Origin of the sequence: Nocardioides sp. SYSU D00065, from assembly GCF_017916425.1 — a bacterium.
Taxonomy (GTDB): domain Bacteria; phylum Actinomycetota; class Actinomycetes; order Propionibacteriales; family Nocardioidaceae; genus Nocardioides.
This window is the reverse complement of sequence record NZ_JAFMSX010000005.1, coordinates 12,952-28,993: the sequence shown is the minus strand read 5'-3', so window position 1 is coordinate 28,993 and position 16,042 is coordinate 12,952. Positions and strand designations below refer to the sequence as shown.

Sequence of the window (16,042 nt, the reverse complement as noted above, 5' to 3'; positions counted from 1 at the left end):
GTTACCGGTGCGTGGTCCAGCCGCGGGATTCGAGAGCGGTGAGGAGCCGGTCGGCACTGCCACGCTCGACCACCAGCTCGGTCAGGCCGACGGGCCGGGCGGGGTCGTGGTCGATGCGCACGTCCTCGATGTTGACGCCGATCTCGCCGGCGTCGCCGAACAGGCGGGCCAGCTCGCCGGGATGGTCAGGGACGGCCACGAACACGGAGCGCGTCGGGCGCGCGGGTCCGCCGTGCTTGCCGGGGATGGCCGCGGTGCCGGCGTTGCCGCGCGACAGGATCTCCACGAGGCCCCGACCGGGGTCCTGCTCGACCGCGGTCATCAGGTCGTCGAGGTCGCTGCGCACCTCTGCCAGCAGGTCCAGCACGGCAGTGGCGTTGGCCGCGAGGATCTGCTGCCACAGCGCCGGGTCGCTCGCGGCGACGCGGGTGACGTCGCGCACGCCTTGGCCCGACAGCGCGAGGTGCTCGGCCGGCGCCGCGGCGAGCCGTCCGGCGACGAGCACGGCGGCGAGGTGCGGCAGGTGCGAGATCCGGGCCACCGCACGGTCGTGCTCGTCAGGGTCCATCCGGATCGGCGCGGCCCCGCACTCCAGCACCAGCGACTCGACGAGGCCGACCGCCTCGGGATGCGCTCCGGGGTGCGGCGTGACCGCCCACGGACGTCCGTCGAACAGCGCGGCGCTCGCGGCGAGCGGGCCGGATCGCTCGCTGCCGGCCATCGGGTGCGAGCCGACGTACCTCGCGAGGTCCGCGCCGGACACCCGGGCCGACACCGCTGCCAGCGGGGCCGCCTTCACGCTGCCCACGTCGGTCACCACGGCGTCCGAGCGACGCAGCGCGTCGACGATGGCGTCGCCGATCGCAGCGGGCGGCACCGCCACCACCACGAGCTGCGGCCGGTCGCCGGGCGCGACCGGCCTGCCTGCGCCCAGCCCCGAGGCGGTGCGGACGTGCTCGACAGCGGTGTCGCGCAGGACGACGTCGAGGCCGAGCCGGCGGCACACGAGCGCGATGGACGTGCCCACCAGGCCGGACCCGACGACCTCGACCGGCCCGACGAGACCCGGCAGGGCGTCCTCAGTCATGGCTGGTGGTCCGGGCCAGGTCCCGGCGCAGGTTGGCGGCGCCGTGCAGGTAGACGTGGGTGATCTCGGCGCGGGGCAGCTCGGTCTCGACGTGCGCCATCAGCCGCACCACCCGCGGCATCGAGCCCTCGATCTCCAGCTCGCGTGCGCAGACCAGGGGGACGTCGGAGAACCCGAGCTGCCGTGCGGCGTACGCCGGGAACTCGCTGGTCAGGTCGCTCGTCGCGGTGAAGATGATCGAGATGAAGTCGTCGACGACGAGGGAGTTGGCCTCCATCACGTCGCCGACCAGCTCCGCGACCCGGGCGAGCATGTGCTCGCGCGAGTCCTCCTCCAGCTGGGTCGCGCCCCGCACTGCTCGTACTGCCATGGCCGAACCCTAGCCAGCGCGCGGGCCCGCCCCGCCGCCGTCTCGCCACCCGGGTGCGGCGACGACGCCGGCTCAGAGCTGCGCGCTGTCCATCAGCTCGCCCAGCTCGGCGACGGTCAGCTCGCGCATCTCACCGGACCGGAGACGGGCGAGGGTCACCGGACCGATCTGGGTCCGGGTGAGGCGGCGGACCGGGTGCCCGACGTGCTCCAGGAGCCGCCGCACGATGCGGTTGCGGCCCTCGTGGATGGTGAGCTCGACGATCGAGCGGTTGCTGCCCTCGCGGCGCGGGTCGCCGCCGACCACCCGGGCGTGCGTGACGCTCACGGGGCCGTCGTCGAGCTCGACGCCCGCCAGGAGGGCGCGCACGGTGCGGACGTGCACCTCCCCCTCGACCTCGGCGACGTACGTCTTGTCGACCTCGTGGGAGGGGTGCGCGAGGTGCTGCGCGAAGTCGCCGTCGTTGGTGAGGATGATCAGGCCCTCGGTGTCGGTGTCGAGCCTGCCCACGTGGAACAGCCGCTCGGGGCGGTCCGCCACCAGGTCACCGAGCGTGCGGCGGCCCTCGGGGTCGCTCATCGTCGACACGACGCCGCGCGGCTTGTTGAGCACGAGGTAGACCTTGTCGCTGATCGGCGGCAGCCGCTTGCCGTCGACGCGGATCACGGCCGTGCGCGGGTCCACCTTCGTGCCGAGGCGGGTGACCACCTCGCCGTCGACCTCGACCAGGCCGTCGAGCATCAGCTCCTCGCACTTGCGCCGGCTGGCCACCCCGGACTGGGCGAGCAGCTTCTGCAGTCGGATCAGCCCGTCCTCGTCGGTGGCGGGGCGCTGCGAGGCGGGCTGGTCGTTGTCGGGGGCGTCGTGCGGCTTCATGCGATCTCCGTCCCGCCGTCGGGCTCGGTGCCGGCGCCGCTGTGCGGGGACGGGTGCGGGGACGGGTGCGGGGACGGGTGCACGGTTGGACCAGGCGCGGCAGGATCAGGCACGGCGGCAGGTTCGGAGTCCGGCTCGAGCTGCGGGTCAGGAGACGGCTCGGGGGCGGGCGCGTCCAGGCCGGCGACGCTGGCCAGCTCGTCCTCGAGGTCGTCCATGTCGGGGAGGTACGGCGCGAGCTCGGGCAGGTCCTCGAGCGAGGTGATGCCGATGCGCTCGAGGAAGTAGGAGGTGGTGCGGTACAGGTTGGCACCGCTCTGCTCGTCCTGGCCCGCCTCCTCGACCAGGCCGCGGTTGAGCAGGGTGCGCATCACGCCGTCGACGTTGACGCCGCGGATCGCCGAGACCCGGGCGCGGGAGACGGGCTGCTTGTAGGCCACGACCGACAGCGTCTCGAGCGCGGCCTGGGTGAGCCGCGCCTGCTGCCCGTCGAGGACGAAGGACTCCACCACCCCGGCGAACTCCGGCCGGGAGTAGAAGCGCCAGCCGCCGGCGACGGCGCGCAGGTCGAAGCCGCGACCCTGCTCGGTGTACTCCGCGGCCAAGGCGTGCAACGCGGACTCCACCTCGGCGACCGGGTGGCCCACCACGCTGGCGAGGCGGACCTTGTCCAGCGGCTCGTCCGAGACCATCAAGATGGCCTCCAACGCCGGCCGCAGCTCCGCGATCGCGACGGCCAGGGTGTCGACGTCCGGCTCCGCGCCCTCGTCGCGGGCATCGGGCTGGTCGCTCACTGGTCCTCCTCGGGCGCGTCGGCGGGCGCCGACGGCGCAGGTCCATTCTCGTCGGGCGGTGGCGCTCCGTCGAACTCGTCCTGGATGTCCACCTCGCCGTCCTCCGCCCCGGTCCACCGGACCGTCAGCTCGCCGAGGGGCGTCACCTGGTCGAAGCCGACGGCGCCCTCCCGGAACAGCTCGAGGAGCGAGAGGAACCGCGCGACGGTGGTGAGCCGGTCGGGCGAGTCGCCGCACAGCGCGCGGAACGTCATCGTGCCGCTGCGGCGCAGCCGGTCGGCGACCAGCTGGGCCTGCTCGCGGACGCTCACCTTGGCGGCGTGGATGTGCTGCAGCGAGACCTCGAGGACCGGCTTGGGCTCCATCGCCTTCGCGGCCAGCCGCGCGAACTGGTCCAGGCCGATGCCGATGAGCACCTCCGGCAGCAGAGTGGCGAACCGTTCCTCCAGGCCGACGGCGCGCGGGTGGCTGCGGGCCTCTGCGGCCAGCCGCTCCGCGAGCACCGAGGCCACCTGCTTGAACGCGCGGTACTGCATGAGCCGGGCGAAGAGCAGGTCGCGTGCCTCGAGCAGCGCGAGGTCCTCCTCGTCCTCGACGTCGCCCTGCGGCAGCAGCCGCGCCGCCTTGAGGTCGAGCAGGGTCGCGGCCACCACGAGGAACGAGGTCGTCTGCTCGAGGTCCCAGGCGTCGCCGAGGTTCTTGACGTGCGCGATGAACTCGTCGGTCACCTGGGACAGCGCGACCTCGGTGATGTCGAGCTTGTGCTTGGCGATGAGTCCCAGCAGCAGGTCGAAGGGACCCTCGAAGTTGTCGAGGCGTACGGCGAACGCCGGGGCCTCGCCGCCCGGCTCGAGCGCGGTGCCCGGCGCGAGGTCGCTGGCGCCGCTCACTCGTCGAGCAGCCGCTGCACCAGCGCGCTGTCGGCGCCCTGCGCGTCGAGGTCGGCCAGGACGAGGGCGAGCGCCTCGCGCACCAGCCGCCCGCGGTCGACCGCGAGCCCGTGCTCACGCCGCAGGGCGAGTCGGGCGTGCTCGATGTCGAGCAGCTCGTCGGCGGTGACGTACACGGTCATCTTCTCGTCGTGCCGGACGCGGCCGCTGGGGCGCCGGGGACCGGCCGCCGCGGAGTCGTCGGCGACGGCACGCACCCGGCGCGGCCGCTGCTCCTGCTGCTCGCGCTGCTCGGTGTCGGAGGTCGGCCGGAACAGGTCGTCCGCGGCCGGCATGCTCACTCGGCGGGCCACCGGGTCAGCACCTCCTTGGCGAGCTGGCGGTAGGCGTCGGCCCCGGTCGAGGACGACGCGTAGGAGGTGATCGGCTCGCCGGCGACCGTGGCGTCGGAGAACTTCACCGTGCGGCGGATGACGGTGTGGAACACCTTGTCGCCCCACGCCGAGACCAGGCGCTCCATCACCTCGCGGCTGTGGAGCGTGCGGCCGTCGAACATCGTGCCGAGGACGCCGTCGATCTCCAGCTTGGGGTTGAGGCGCTCGCGCACCTTGTCGATGGTGGTCTTGAGCAGCGCGACCCCGCGGAGCGCGAAGTACTCGCACTCGAGCGGGACGATCACGCCGTCGGAGGCGGTCAGCGCGTTCACCGTCAGCAGGCCGAGCGAGGGCTGGCAGTCGATGAGGACGACGTCGTAGTGCTCGAGCGCCGGGGCGAGCACCCGCTGCAGGGTCTGCTCGCGAGCCACCTCGTGCACCAGCTGGACCTCCGCCGCCGAGAGGTCGATGTTGGAGGGCAGCAGGTCCATGCCCGCGATGCCCGAGGGCACCACGACCTCGTCGAGGCCGACCTCACGGTCCATGAGCAGGTTGTAGACGGTGAGGTCCATCTCGTGCGGGTTGAGGCCCAGGCCCACGGACAGCGAGCCCTGCGGGTCGAAGTCGACGAGCAGCACCTTGCGACCGAGCTCGGCCAGCGAGGCGCCGAGGTTGATCGTGGTGGTGGTCTTGCCCACTCCGCCCTTCTGGTTGCACATCGAGATCACCCGCGCGCCGCCGTGCTCGGTGAGCGGCGTGGGCTCGGGGAAGACCGGCATCGGCCGTCCGGTCGGGCCGAGGGTCGCTTCGGCCGCGACCTCCACGAGAGGCTCGGCCGCCGCGGGGACGGGGCGTTCGAAGGGCAGCGGCTGGGTCACGGTGTGCTCGTCTCGAGGGGTCGGGCGGGGCTCGGGGTGCTGCTGGGGGCGGGGTGGTCGGACGAGGGGTGGCATCTCGGAGGCACTGCTGCCGCCGCCGTGACCGGGTCCCGCAACGCTCATGTCCGCTCCTTCGCGCATCGTCTGGGAGCTTGATTGGACCATGCCGAGCACGCTGGAGTTTGTCGACACGTCGACAGTTCCGCCAGCACTTTCACCACTGTGCCGGCACCGGCGAGTGGCTCAGGTGTCGCCGAGGCGCCGCATCGACACCGTCGCGAGCACCAGCTCGCCGGCCTCGTCCGTCGCGTCGCAGTCGACGACCGCCTCGATCACCCAGTCGTGGTCGCCGGCGGGGTCGTGGATGGTCTGGCGCACGTCGCGCAGCCGGGCGGTCGTGCCCTCCTCGGCGCCGACCGGCTCGCCGGTGCGCTCCTCCCCCACCGCCAGCAGGTCGGGTCCGCGGGCGTCGGCATCGGTCAGCACCGAGTCGTGGTCGGCGTAGTAGCCCTCCATCGCGGCGTCCCACACCGACCGGCCGACGACGACCTGCCGCGGGGGGTCGGTGCGGTCCGCGGCGGAGCGCTCGAGCCGTACGAGCGTGTCGAGGTCGTCGCGGGCGACGGCCTCCACCCGGGCCCACATGGCGTTGCGCACCATCACCCGGAACGGCCGCTCCTGGCGCGAGAGCGGCCGCGGGGGCGGCGGCGGCTCGTGGTGGGCGACCGCGCTGGACAGCCGGTCGGGGTCCGACAGCGCCTCCCACTCGTCGAGCAGGGAGGAGTCGGTCTGGCGCACGGTCTCCCCCAGCCACTCGATGACGTCCTCGACCTCGGGCGAGCGGTGCGCCTCCGGCACGGTCTGCCGCAGCGTGCGGTAGGCGTCGGTGAGGTAGCGCAGCACCAGCCCCTCGGAGCGAGCGAGCTGGTAGCGGCCGACGAAGTCGGTGAACCCCATCCCGTTCTCCCACATCTCCCGCACGATCGACTTCGGCGCCAAGGCGTCGTCGCGGAGCCAGGGATGGGTCTGGCGATAGGTCTCGTACAGCGCCTCGAGGAGCTCGCGCAGCGGCTGGGGCCAGGTGATCTGCTCCAGCAGCGCCATCCGCTCGTCGTACTCGAGGCCGTCGGCCTTCATCTCGCCGATGGCCTCGCCCCGGGCGGCGTGCTGCTGGGCCATCAGGATCTGGCGGGGAGCCTCGAGGACCGCCTCGACCACCGAGACGACGTCGAGGCCGTAGGTCTCCGACTCCGGGTCGAGGACGTCGAAGGCGGCGAGCGCGAAGTGGGCCAGCGGCTGGTTGAGTGCGAAGTCCACGGGCAGGTCCACGGTGAGCACGAAGCGTCGGCCGTGCTCGTCGACCTCGGGCAGCCGCGTGAGGATGCCGGTGCGCTCCAGCGAGCGCGCCAGTCGCAGCGCCCGGCGCGCCAGCCGGAGCCGCCCGCGCTGGTCCTCGTGGTTGTCGGTCGTCAGCCGCCGCATGACCGCGAAGGCGTCCTCCTCGCGGGACACGACGTTGACCAGCATCGCGTTGTCGACCTTCATCCGGCTGGTGAGTCGCTCGGGGACGCCGGCGACGAGCTTGTCGAAGGTCTGCTCGGTCCACACCACGGTGCCCTCGGGCGCCTTCTTCAGCTGCGCCTTGGACTTCTTGCGCCCCGCCGCGACCCGGGCGGCGGCCTTGGCCTTCGCCTGCTCGTTCTCGATGACGTGCTCGGGCGCCTGCACGACGACGTAGCCGGCCGTGTCGTAGCCCGCGCGACCGGCGCGCCCGGCGATCTGCTGGAACTCCCGCGTGCGGAGCACCCGCTGCCGGTTGCCGTCGAACTTGGCCAGGCCGGTGAACAGGACCGTGCGGATCGGCACGTTGATGCCGACGCCGAGGGTGTCGGTGCCGCAGATGACGCGCAGCAGCCCGGCCTGGGCGAGCGTCTCGACCAGGCGGCGGTACTTGGGGAGCATCCCCGCGTGGTGGACGCCGATGCCGTTGCGGACCAGGCGCGAGAGGGTCTTGCCGAAGCCGGCGCCGAAGCGGAACGCCCCGATCCGCTCGGCGATCGCCTCCTTGTCGACCTGCTGGGGCGGGTGCCGCAGGAGGTTCGTCGCGTGCTCGACGGCCGCTGCCTGCGTGAAGTGGACGACGTACACCGGGTCCTGGCCGGTGGTGACGAGCTCCTCCAGCGTGTCGTCGAGGGGCTCCATCGACCAGCGGAAGTCCAGCGGCACCGGACGCTCGGCGTTGTCGACGACCGCGGTGTCGCGACCGGTGCGCCGCGCGAGGTCCTCGACGAAGAACGAGACGTCGCCGAGGGTCGCCGACATCAGCAGGAACTGGGCGTCGACGAGCTCGAGCAGCGGCACCTGCCATGCCCAGCCGCGGTCGTGCTCGGAGTAGAAGTGGAACTCGTCCATCACCACCAGGCCGACGTCGGCGGCACGGCCCTCGCGCAGCGCGATGTTGGCCAGCACCTCCGCCGTGCAGCAGATGATCGGCGCATCCGGGTTGACCGCCGCGTCGCCGGTCAGCATGCCGACGTTCTCCGCGCCGAACACCTCGATGAGGGAGAAGAACTTCTCGCTGACCAGGGCCTTGATGGGAGCGGTGTAGAAGCTCACCTCGTCGCGGGCCAGGGCCGCGACGTGGGCGCCGAGCGCCACCAGTGACTTCCCGGACCCGGTCGGGGTGGCCAGCACGACGTGGTTGCCCCCGAGCAGCTCGATGACCGCCTCGTCCTGATGCGGGTAGAGCTCGAGCCCCTGGTCGGCCACCCAGCCGGTGAAGGCGTCGTAGACCGCGTCGGGATCCGCGCCGGTCGGGACCCGGGTGTCGAGGCGGGCGGGACGGTCGGGCATGCCCCGATCCAACCACCCGCCGGTTTCACGCCCTCATCCGGCGCGCAACCGCGGTGAAACCGACCGGGCCCACGCTGCTGCCATGACCACACGACACGACCGAGAGAACCAACGGGAGCTGGCCGTCGCCGCCACGGGTCTCGTCAAGCGGTTCGGCGACCACCGCGCCGTCGACGGGATCGACCTGGAGGTGCGCCGCGGCGAGGTGTTCGGCGTCCTGGGCCCCAACGGGGCCGGCAAGACCACCATGATGCGGATGCTCGCCACGCTGCTGCACATCGACGAGGGCCGGGCCAGCATCTTCGGCCACGACGTGCGCGCCGAGCCGCACGCCGTACGCCGCCTCCTCGGCGTCACGGGGCAGTACGCATCCGTCGACGAGAACCTCACCGCCACCGAGAACCTCTGGCTCTTCGCCCGGCTGCAGGGACTGAGCCGCACCGAGTCGCGGGCCCGGAGCGCGGAGCTGCTCGAGCAGTTCGACCTCACCGAGGCGGCCAAGAAGCCCATCGCCGCCTTCTCCGGCGGGATGCGCCGCCGGCTCGACCTGGCGGCGAGCCTGCTCACCCGGCCGCCGCTGATCTTCCTCGACGAGCCGACCACCGGTCTGGACCCCCGCACGCGCGGCCAGATGTGGGACACCATCCGCGACCTCGTCCGCAGCGGCTGCACCGTCCTGCTCACGACGCAGTACCTCGACGAGGCCGACCAGCTCGCTGACCGGATCGCGGTCATCGACCGCGGCCGCAAGGTGGCCGAGGGCACCGCCGACGAGCTGAAGTCCTCGGTGGGCCAGTCCACGCTCCAGCTGCAGCTGGCCGACAGCGCGCTCCTGCCGCTCGTCGCCGAGCAGGCCCGGCGCCTGCTGGGCGAGGAGGCGGTGCTGACCCCGGAGTCGCGCCGCGTCAACGTCCCGCTGACACGCACCGACCAGGCGGTCGAGGTACTCCTCGCGCTGCGCGAGCGCGACGTCACCATCGAGTCGGTGACGGTGCAGAAGCCCTCGCTCGACGAGGTCTTCCTGGCCCTCACCGGACACGACACCCAGGACCCGCAGGACGGCCCGGAGGGCCAGGACGGTCCCGCCAGCGCCGCCGACTCCCGCTCGGCCGACACCGACCGCACCCACCGGATGGAGACCTCCCGATGAGCACGATGCCCGCGACGAGCACGATGACCGACCCCGCCAGCGTGAACGACGACACGCGTGTCGGCCTGGGCGACACCGTCGGGCAGGTGCTGACCCTGGCCTGGCGAGCCACCATGAAGATGCGGCGCAGCCTCGAGGTGATGTTCGACGTCACCATCCAGCCGCTGGTGTTCACCGGCATGTTCGCCTACATCTTCGGCGGCGCGATCTCCGGCGACGTGCAGAGCTACCTGCCGCTGATCATCCCCGGGCTGATCGGGCAGACGGTCCTCACCGCTTGCGTGGCGACCGGCGTGCAGCTGCGGCAGGACATGGACACCGGGGTGTTCGACCGCTTCAAGGTGCTGCCGATCGCGCGCATCGCGCCGCTCGCCGGACCGATGGTGGCGGACCTGCTGCGCTACTTCATCGCCTCGGTGCTGACCTTCGCGGTCGGCATCGCGATCGGCTACCGGCCCGGCGGCGGGGTGCTGGGCGTCACCGGCGCCGTGCTCCTCGCGATGCTCGCGGGCTGGTCGCTCGCCTGGATCTTCACGCTGTTCGGGATCGTCGGGCGCAACGCCGCCGGCGTGCAGGGCATCTCGTTGCTGGTGATGTTCCCGCTGACGTTCCTGTCCAACGCCTTCGTCCCCACCGACACCATGCCGGGACCGCTGCGCGCCTTCGCCGAGGTCAACCCGGTGTCGCTGGTGATCACCGCGATCCGCGACCTCGCCAACGAGGGCGCCGTGACCTCCGACGTGGGGTGGGCGCTGATCGGGTGCGCGGTGGTGATCGCCGTCTTCGCGCCGCTGTCGGTGCGGGCGTTCAACCGGAAGATGTGACCGCCCCGACGTGCCACGCGGTCCGCAGCCGTCCCACGATCGCCACGGCGTCCGGCAGCAGCTCGGGTCCGGGCCGGGCGGCCAGCTCCTCGACGAGCTGGCCGACCCGCCCCGGCAGCTTCTCGTCGGCGAGCGCCGCCATCGGCGCCCACGCCAGGACGGGGATGCTGCGGTTGTAGGCCCACCGGTGGGCGATCGCCAGCAGTCGTACGGCGTCGTCGTGCAGGTCGGCTTGCCCGAACCGCAGCAGCCACGCTGCCAGCGCCACGAGCATCACCCCGTTGAGCGGCAGGTCCGTGAACCACAGCGTGTCCGCCGGCGCACCCTCGCCGGTGCCGATGACGAGGTCGCGCAGCTCCGCGACCCGCGCGTCCGGTGGCACGGGTGCGTAGTGCACCCGGCTCACGAGCGCCGCCGAGGCGGCCAGCACCAGCCACGGCGTCGCGCCGGCCCCTGGCGCGGACTCCAGGGCCAGGTCGACGATGGCGTCGTAGCGAAGGATCGCGCCGGCATGGTCGCCGCGCGCGATGTCGAGCTCCGCGTGCGCCGTGAGCCACACCATTCGGGCGCCCATCTGCGCGTGCTCGCCGTCGGGAGGACCGAACTCCTCGAGCAGGGCCTGTGCGGTGTCGACGTCTCCGTCGATGAGGGGCGCGATGGCGGTCGCCACCTTGAGGCTGTAGGCGTCGGTCTCGGAGTGCACCTGCGCGAGCAGCGGCCACGCGATCGCGGCGTGGTGTGCCGCCCGGTGGTGCTCGCCGACGGCCATGGCCAGCTGGCTGAGCTCGGCGTGCACGGACGCGGTCAGGTACGGCGGCAGCCCTCCGACGGCGAGCGCGTCCTCGGCGTGAGTGCGCGCTGAAGCGACGTCGCCGAAGTTCTCCGCCACGATCGCGGCCCACAGCAGCAGCGCGCCGGCCAGCGCCGGGTCGGCCTGGGTCGCTGCGACCCGAGCCAGGCGCGCGGTGACGTCGGCGGGCTCCTCCGCGACGTAGACGGTGTGGGCGATCAGCCCCCAGGCCGTGTCCGGGCGATCGCCGTGCAGCAGCAGGGCGCGCAACCCGTCGAGGTCGACACCGGGCATCCAGCTCAGGTGGATCATCAGGACTCCCGCCGCCTCCTGGGCGTGCCGGTGGAGTGGGTCGGGCACGTCCCAGCCGGCGAGCAGGTCGGACGCGGCATCGCAGACCGCGAAGATCCTCGGCTGGTCGCCGGTGATGGTCCAGAGGCTGCCCAGCAGCGCCACCAGGCGCGCCACCAGCGCCCGGTCGCCGCCCGCCAGCGCCTGGCGCAGCACGTCGGTGAGGTTGTTCTGCTCACGGACCAGGAGCTCGACGAGTCGGACCTGGTCGGGCGAGACGACGAGGTCCTCGGACCGGTCCGCGAGGTCGCCGGCCCACCTCCGCTGCGCCGCGGCCGCTGCCTCCTGCTCCCCCGCCAGCACCAGCTGGGCCGCAGCGAACTCGCGGATCGTCTCCAAGGCACGGAACCGGGCACTCCCGCCGGTCTCCGTCATCACCAGCAGCGACTGCTCGACGAGCACGTCGAGCAGGTCCGGGCCGTTTGGGCCGAGCACGGCGCGCGTGGTGGGCCGGTCGAACCCGTCCTGGAAGACCGACAGCCATGCCAGGGCACGCTGCTGCTCGGGAGCGAGCAGCTCCCACGACCAGGCGATCACCGCCTCGAGCGTGCGGTGCCGGTCGGGAGTGGTGCGGTCACGGCTGCGCAAGGCGGAGAACCGGTCGTCCAGCGCAGTCGCGACCTCGGCCACGGTCATCGTGCGCACCCGGGCGGCGGCCAGCTCCACCGCGAGAGGCAGCCCGTCGAGGCGCTGCACCACCTCGCGGACCGCGTCCGGGTCGAGCACCGCGTCGGGCCGGGTCGCCGAGGCCCGCCGCACGAACAGGGCCTCCGCGTCGGCCGGCGAGAGCTGGCTGAGGGGGACGGCGCGCTCCGCGGCCAGGCGCAGCGGCGCCCGGCTGGTCGCGAGGACCTGCAGGTCGCGGGTCGTCGCGAGGAGGAACGCGACCAGCGCGGCGACCGGCTCCAGGACGTGCTCGCAGTTGTCGAGCACCAGCAGCGTCGGGGCGGCGTCGAGCTCCTGCGCGAGCCGACTGCGCACGTCGGCCTGCTGCGCGGGCGTGAGCGCCTGCCGGGTGGTCACCGACCCGCGTACGCCGAGCCGCGCGCCGACCGCGACCACCACGTCGTCGCCCGCGCCGACGCCGACGAGCTCCACCACGTGGACCTGGGGCAGCGTCGACTCGCGAGCCAGCACCTGGGCGACGCTGGTCTTGCCGATGCCGCCCGGTCCGAGCACCGTGACGAGTCGCGAGGAGGCGAGCGCGGAGCGGAGGCGGGCCAGGTCCTGGTCGCGGCCGAGAAGGCCCGCGCCGTCGAACCGCAGCCCCGTGCGCACCGGGTCGTCGGCCGCCAGCAGCTCGGCGTGCACGCGCTGGAGCGCCGGGTCGGGGTCGACCCCGAGCCGGTCCGCGAGGTCTGCGCGGTAGGCCTCGTAGCGGTTCAGCGCGGTCGCCGGTCCGGCGGTCGCCGCCTCCGCGCGCAGCAGCGCGACCAGCGTCTCGGTGTCGTCGGGCCGGCGCTCGTGGGCGGCCACCAGCGCGTCGCGGGCCTCGGCGTGCCGGCCCAGCCGGGCCGCGGCCAGCGCGGCGACCTCCTGCGCGGTCGTACGACGCTCGGCGCCCGCGCGCCGCAGCGCCGCCAGCGCTCCCGCCTCGCCCGGCACCGACACCTCGTGGGCAGCTGCGGCCGCGGCGAGACGGAACGCCTCGGCGGCGTCACCACCGGCGAGCGCCGTGCGCGCTGCGACGAGCTGTGCCGCCTGCGCACGGGCATCGACATCCTCGTCCCGCAGGCCGAGGCGGTAGCCGCCCTCCAGGCGCTGGATCGTCTCGGGCGCCGTGGCGGACCGGGTGCGCGAGACCAGCACCTGGAGCGCCTTGGCGGGATGGACCGGCTCGGCGTCGGGCCAGATCTCGTGCACCAGGCGCGCGTCCGCGACCCCGGCCGGCTCCTCCACCAGCACGGCGAGCAGCGCGCCGACGCGCTCGCCGGGGAGCGCGACGCCGTCCCAGGTGACGCCGTCGAGCAGCCGCAGCCTCGTCATCGACGATCCTCGGACGCGGCCGTGCGCAGCGGACGTCCGTGCGCGGTCATGCGCGGGCCCGGGGGTGGGCGACGGCGAAGACCTCGCGCAGGTTGTCCACGGTGACGAGCGTGTAGACCTGTGTCGTCGTGACGGACGCGTGTCCCAGCAGCTCCTGCACCACCCGCACGTCGGCACCGCCGTCGAGGAGGTGGGTCGCGAAGGAGTGGCGCAGCGTGTGCGGCGAGACCGACGCCGTCACCCCGGCCCGCTCCGCCGCCTTGACCAGCACCGTCCAGGCGCTCTGCCGGGACAGCCGGCCGCCGCGCGAGTTGAGGAACATCGCCGGGCCGCCCCGGCCGCTGCCCACCAGCTCGGGTCGCGCACGCGTCAGGTAGGCCGCCACCGCGTCCCGGGCGTACCCGCCCACCGGCACCAGCCGCTCCTTGCCGCCCTTGCCGCGCAGCAGCACCGTGCCGTCGACCTGGTCGAGGTCGTCGATGTCGAGACCCACGGCCTCCGAGATGCGGGCGCCGGTGCCGTAGAGCACCTCCAGCAGCGCGCGGTCGCGCAGCGCCAGCACCGTGTCGGGGGCGCCGGCCGCCTCCAGGATCGCCTCGACGTCGGAGAGCGGAAGAGCCTTAGGCAGCCGCTTGGCCGGGGTGGGCGGCTTCACCGCGGCTGCCGGGTCAGCCGTCGCGAGGCCGTCGGCGACCGCGAACTTGTGGAACCCGCGCACGGCCACGACCGTGCGGGCGGCCGAGGTGGAGCTCAGCGGGGGGTGTGCCTGGCTCCCCTCGCGCAGGCTGACCAGGAACGCGGTAACGGTCGACTCGGTGACCGCGTCCAGGTCGTCGATGTCCTGCGCGGCGAGGAACTCCTCGTAGCGGAGCAGGTCGCGTCGGTAGGAGCTGAGCGTGTTCGCCGCGAGGCCGCGCTCGACCGCGAGGTGGTCGAGATAGGTGCGCAGGGCGCGGCTGAGCGTCACGCCACCAGTCAACCGCCTCTCACCCCAGGATGCTGTCGAGTCCCACCGACTCGAGGCCGACGGCCTCTCCCACCGGCGCGTTGGTGAGCTGGCCGGCGTGGGTGTTGAGGCCGAGGGCGAGGCTGCGGTCCTCCCGCAGTGCCCGCTCCCAGCCCTTGTCGGCCAGCGCGACGGCGTACGGCAGCGTCGCGTTGGTGAGGGCGTACGTCGACGTGTTCGGCACCGCGCCCGGCATGTTGGCAACGCAGTAGAAGACCGAGTCGTGGACCGGGTAGGTCGGGTCGTCGTGCGTGGTGGCGTGCGAGTCCTCGAAGCACCCGCCCTGGTCGATGGCGATGTCGACGAGCACCGAGCCCGGCTTCATCCGCGACACCAGGTCGTTGCTGACCAGCTTGGGAGCAGCGGCACCCGGGATGAGGACCGCGCCGATCACCATGTCGGCCTCCATCACCTGCTGCTCGATGGCGAGCTTGGACGAGGCCAGGCCGTGGACGCGGTTGTTGTAGCGCCAGAACGACATCCGCAGCTTGTCCAGGTCCGTGTCGAGCAGCGTCACGTCGGCACCCATCCCGAGGGCGATGTTGGCGGCGTTCTGGCCCGACACGCCGGCGCCGATGATCACGACCTTGGCGTTGGCCACGCCGCCGACGCCCCCCATCAGCACCCCGCGACCGCCGTTGGCCTTGAGCAGGGCGTGGGCGCCGACCTGCGGCGCCAGACAGCCGGCCACCTCGGACATCGGGTAGAGCAGCGGCAGCGCGCCGGAGGGCAGCTGCACCGTCTCGTAGGCGATCGCGGTGACCTTGCGGGCCATCAGCTCCTCGGTCAGCGGCTTGTCCGCGGCGAGGTGCAGGTAGGTGAAGAGGGTCTGTCCCTCCCGCATCCGCGCGTACTCCTCGGCGACCGGCTCCTTGACCTTGAGGACCATGTCGGCGCTGCCCCACACGTCGTCGGCCGTGTCGAGCATCGTGGCGCCGGCGGCGACGTACTCCTCGTCGGGGATCAGCGAACCCTGGCCGGCGGCCTTCTCGACCACGACCTCGTGGCCGTGCTGGACCAGCTCGTGCACGCCGATGGGGGTCAGGGCCACGCGGTACTCGCGGTTCTTGACTTCCTTGGGTACGCCGACCTTCATGCCTCGCTCCTCAGGGGTCCGGGCGGCCACGACGGTGTGGCTCGCCTCACAGCGCAGCGAGACTACTCCGGGAACCGCTCAGTCGGAGTCCAGGGTCCCGCGCTGGCGGAGCACCTCGTACGCCAGCACGGCCAGCGCCAGCGGGCCCTCGCGCACCCGGCCGTCGAGCACCGCGTCGAGGAGCTCGGGCATCGGCACCCAGAAGCGCTCCATCTCCGCCTCCTCGTGCCGCATCTCGAAGTCGCCCCGCGGCGCGTGGGACAGCCCTCGCGCCAGGAAGATCTCGTGGACCTCGTCGCTGATTCCCGCGCTGGCGTACGTGCTCAGCAGCTGGCGCCAGTGCCGCGCCTCGAGCTCGACCTCCTCGCGCAGCTCGCGCTTGGCGGTCTCCACCGCCGGCTCGTCGCCGGCGTCGCGCAGGCCGGCGGGCAGCTCCACGAACTCCTGCCCGCTGGTGTGCCGGTACTGCCGCAGGCACACCACGCGCTCGTCGTCGTCCACCGCCAGCACCACGACCGCGCCGGGGTGCTCGAGGCTGATGCGGGTGAACTCCTCGGCGTGCCCGGGCCGGGTGATGACGTCCTCGCGCAGCGCCACGACCCAGTCGTCGCGGTGCAGGTCGCGGCTCGAGACGACGGGCCAGGCAGCCGGCCGGTCGGCGATGGGTGCGGGTGCGGCCTCTCCGGGCAGGTCGGACATGCCCAGACGCTAGCGCGG

General features: G+C 73.1%; 14 protein-coding genes. 2 read left to right on the top strand and 12 right to left on the bottom strand.

Features of this window, described 5'->3' with window-relative positions; all coding sequences use genetic code 11:
- Position 1: 1 nt before the first annotated feature.
- The 8 genes from J3P41_RS17220 to J3P41_RS17185 form a co-directional block, all read right to left on the bottom strand.
- Positions 2–1,087 carry a prephenate dehydrogenase gene (locus J3P41_RS17220; RefSeq protein ID WP_210651806.1) on the bottom strand — a complete coding sequence of 362 codons (1,086 nt, stop codon included), beginning with the start codon at positions 1,085–1,087 and terminating at the stop codon, positions 2–4.
- Positions 1,080–1,457, bottom strand: coding sequence for a chorismate mutase (aroH, locus tag J3P41_RS17215; RefSeq protein WP_210651805.1), 378 nt, complete (start codon positions 1,455–1,457; stop codon positions 1,080–1,082). Before aroH ends, J3P41_RS17220 begins: the two co-directional genes overlap by 8 nt.
- A 72-nt stretch (positions 1,458–1,529) precedes the next feature.
- The gene (locus tag J3P41_RS17210; RefSeq protein WP_210651804.1) at positions 1,530–2,333 is read right to left on the bottom strand and encodes a pseudouridine synthase; all 804 of its coding nucleotides are present in this window, start codon (positions 2,331–2,333) and stop codon (positions 1,530–1,532) included.
- Positions 2,330–3,127, bottom strand: coding sequence for an SMC-Scp complex subunit ScpB (gene scpB, locus J3P41_RS17205; RefSeq protein WP_307862055.1), 798 nt, complete (start codon positions 3,125–3,127; stop codon positions 2,330–2,332). The genes J3P41_RS17210 and scpB overlap by 4 nt, the downstream gene beginning before the upstream one ends.
- Entirely contained in the window at positions 3,124–4,017 is an 894-nt protein-coding gene (locus J3P41_RS17200; protein WP_210651803.1) for a ScpA family protein, read from the bottom strand. Before J3P41_RS17200 ends, scpB begins: the two co-directional genes overlap by 4 nt.
- Positions 4,014–4,370 carry a hypothetical protein gene (locus J3P41_RS17195; RefSeq protein ID WP_307862054.1) on the bottom strand — a complete coding sequence of 119 codons (357 nt, stop codon included), beginning with the start codon at positions 4,368–4,370 and terminating at the stop codon, positions 4,014–4,016. The genes J3P41_RS17200 and J3P41_RS17195 overlap by 4 nt, the downstream gene beginning before the upstream one ends.
- Positions 4,355–5,269 carry a ParA family protein gene (locus J3P41_RS17190; RefSeq protein WP_307862053.1) on the bottom strand — a complete coding sequence of 305 codons (915 nt, stop codon included), beginning with the start codon at positions 5,267–5,269 and terminating at the stop codon, positions 4,355–4,357. The genes J3P41_RS17195 and J3P41_RS17190 overlap by 16 nt, the downstream gene beginning before the upstream one ends.
- A 243-nt stretch (positions 5,270–5,512) precedes the next feature.
- Positions 5,513–8,122 (bottom strand): RNA helicase, encoded by a 2,610-nt coding sequence (locus tag J3P41_RS17185; RefSeq protein WP_210651802.1) that lies wholly within the window; start codon positions 8,120–8,122, stop codon positions 5,513–5,515.
- An 82-nt stretch (positions 8,123–8,204) separates the two neighbouring features.
- On the opposite strand from J3P41_RS17185, the gene J3P41_RS17180 reads away from it, so the two are divergent.
- Both J3P41_RS17180 and J3P41_RS17175 read left to right on the top strand, forming a co-directional pair.
- Positions 8,205–9,272 carry an ATP-binding cassette domain-containing protein gene (locus J3P41_RS17180; RefSeq protein ID WP_210651800.1) on the top strand — a complete coding sequence of 356 codons (1,068 nt, stop codon included), beginning with the start codon at positions 8,205–8,207 and terminating at the stop codon, positions 9,270–9,272.
- On the top strand, positions 9,269–10,096 hold the full coding sequence (locus J3P41_RS17175) for an ABC transporter permease (protein WP_246862418.1): 828 nt from the start codon (positions 9,269–9,271) through the stop codon (positions 10,094–10,096). Before J3P41_RS17180 ends, J3P41_RS17175 begins: the two co-directional genes overlap by 4 nt.
- On the opposite strand, the gene J3P41_RS17170 is transcribed toward J3P41_RS17175, so the two are convergent.
- The 4 genes from J3P41_RS17170 to J3P41_RS17155 form a co-directional block, all read right to left on the bottom strand.
- Complete coding sequence (locus tag J3P41_RS17170) at positions 10,080–13,223, bottom strand: BTAD domain-containing putative transcriptional regulator (protein ID WP_210651798.1); 3,144 nt, start codon at positions 13,221–13,223, stop codon at positions 10,080–10,082. The two genes, J3P41_RS17175 and J3P41_RS17170, sit on opposite strands and share 17 nt — an antisense overlap.
- Positions 13,224–13,269: 46 nt before the next feature.
- Positions 13,270–14,190: a site-specific tyrosine recombinase XerD gene (gene xerD / locus J3P41_RS17165; protein WP_307862052.1), complete on the bottom strand. Its 921-nt coding sequence runs from the start codon at positions 14,188–14,190 to the stop codon at positions 13,270–13,272.
- A gap of 19 nt (positions 14,191–14,209) precedes the next feature.
- Positions 14,210–15,325, bottom strand: coding sequence for an alanine dehydrogenase (gene ald, locus J3P41_RS17160; RefSeq protein WP_210651797.1), 1,116 nt, complete (start codon positions 15,323–15,325; stop codon positions 14,210–14,212).
- A gap of 78 nt (positions 15,326–15,403) precedes the next feature.
- Positions 15,404–16,024: an NUDIX domain-containing protein gene (locus J3P41_RS17155; protein ID WP_210651794.1), complete on the bottom strand. Its 621-nt coding sequence runs from the start codon at positions 16,022–16,024 to the stop codon at positions 15,404–15,406.
- Positions 16,025–16,042 lie beyond the last annotated feature (18 nt).

Coding starts and splice junctions, on each gene's coding strand:
- J3P41_RS17155 (WP_210651794.1), bottom strand. CDS start 16,024: ATGTCCGACCTGCCCGGAGAGGCCGCACCCGCACCCATCGCCGACCGG.
- J3P41_RS17170 (WP_210651798.1), bottom strand. CDS start 13,223: ATGACGAGGCTGCGGCTGCTCGACGGCGTCACCTGGGACGGCGTCGCG.
- J3P41_RS17175 (WP_246862418.1), top strand. CDS start 9,269: ATGAGCACGATGCCCGCGACGAGCACGATGACCGACCCCGCCAGCGTG.
- J3P41_RS17185 (WP_210651802.1), bottom strand. CDS start 8,122: ATGCCCGACCGTCCCGCCCGCCTCGACACCCGGGTCCCGACCGGCGCG.
- J3P41_RS17180 (WP_210651800.1), top strand. CDS start 8,205: ATGACCACACGACACGACCGAGAGAACCAACGGGAGCTGGCCGTCGCC.
- aroH (WP_210651805.1), bottom strand. CDS start 1,457: ATGGCAGTACGAGCAGTGCGGGGCGCGACCCAGCTGGAGGAGGACTCG.
- ald (WP_210651797.1), bottom strand. CDS start 15,325: ATGAAGGTCGGCGTACCCAAGGAAGTCAAGAACCGCGAGTACCGCGTG.
- J3P41_RS17210 (WP_210651804.1), bottom strand. CDS start 2,333: ATGAAGCCGCACGACGCCCCCGACAACGACCAGCCCGCCTCGCAGCGC.
- J3P41_RS17220 (WP_210651806.1), bottom strand. CDS start 1,087: ATGACTGAGGACGCCCTGCCGGGTCTCGTCGGGCCGGTCGAGGTCGTC.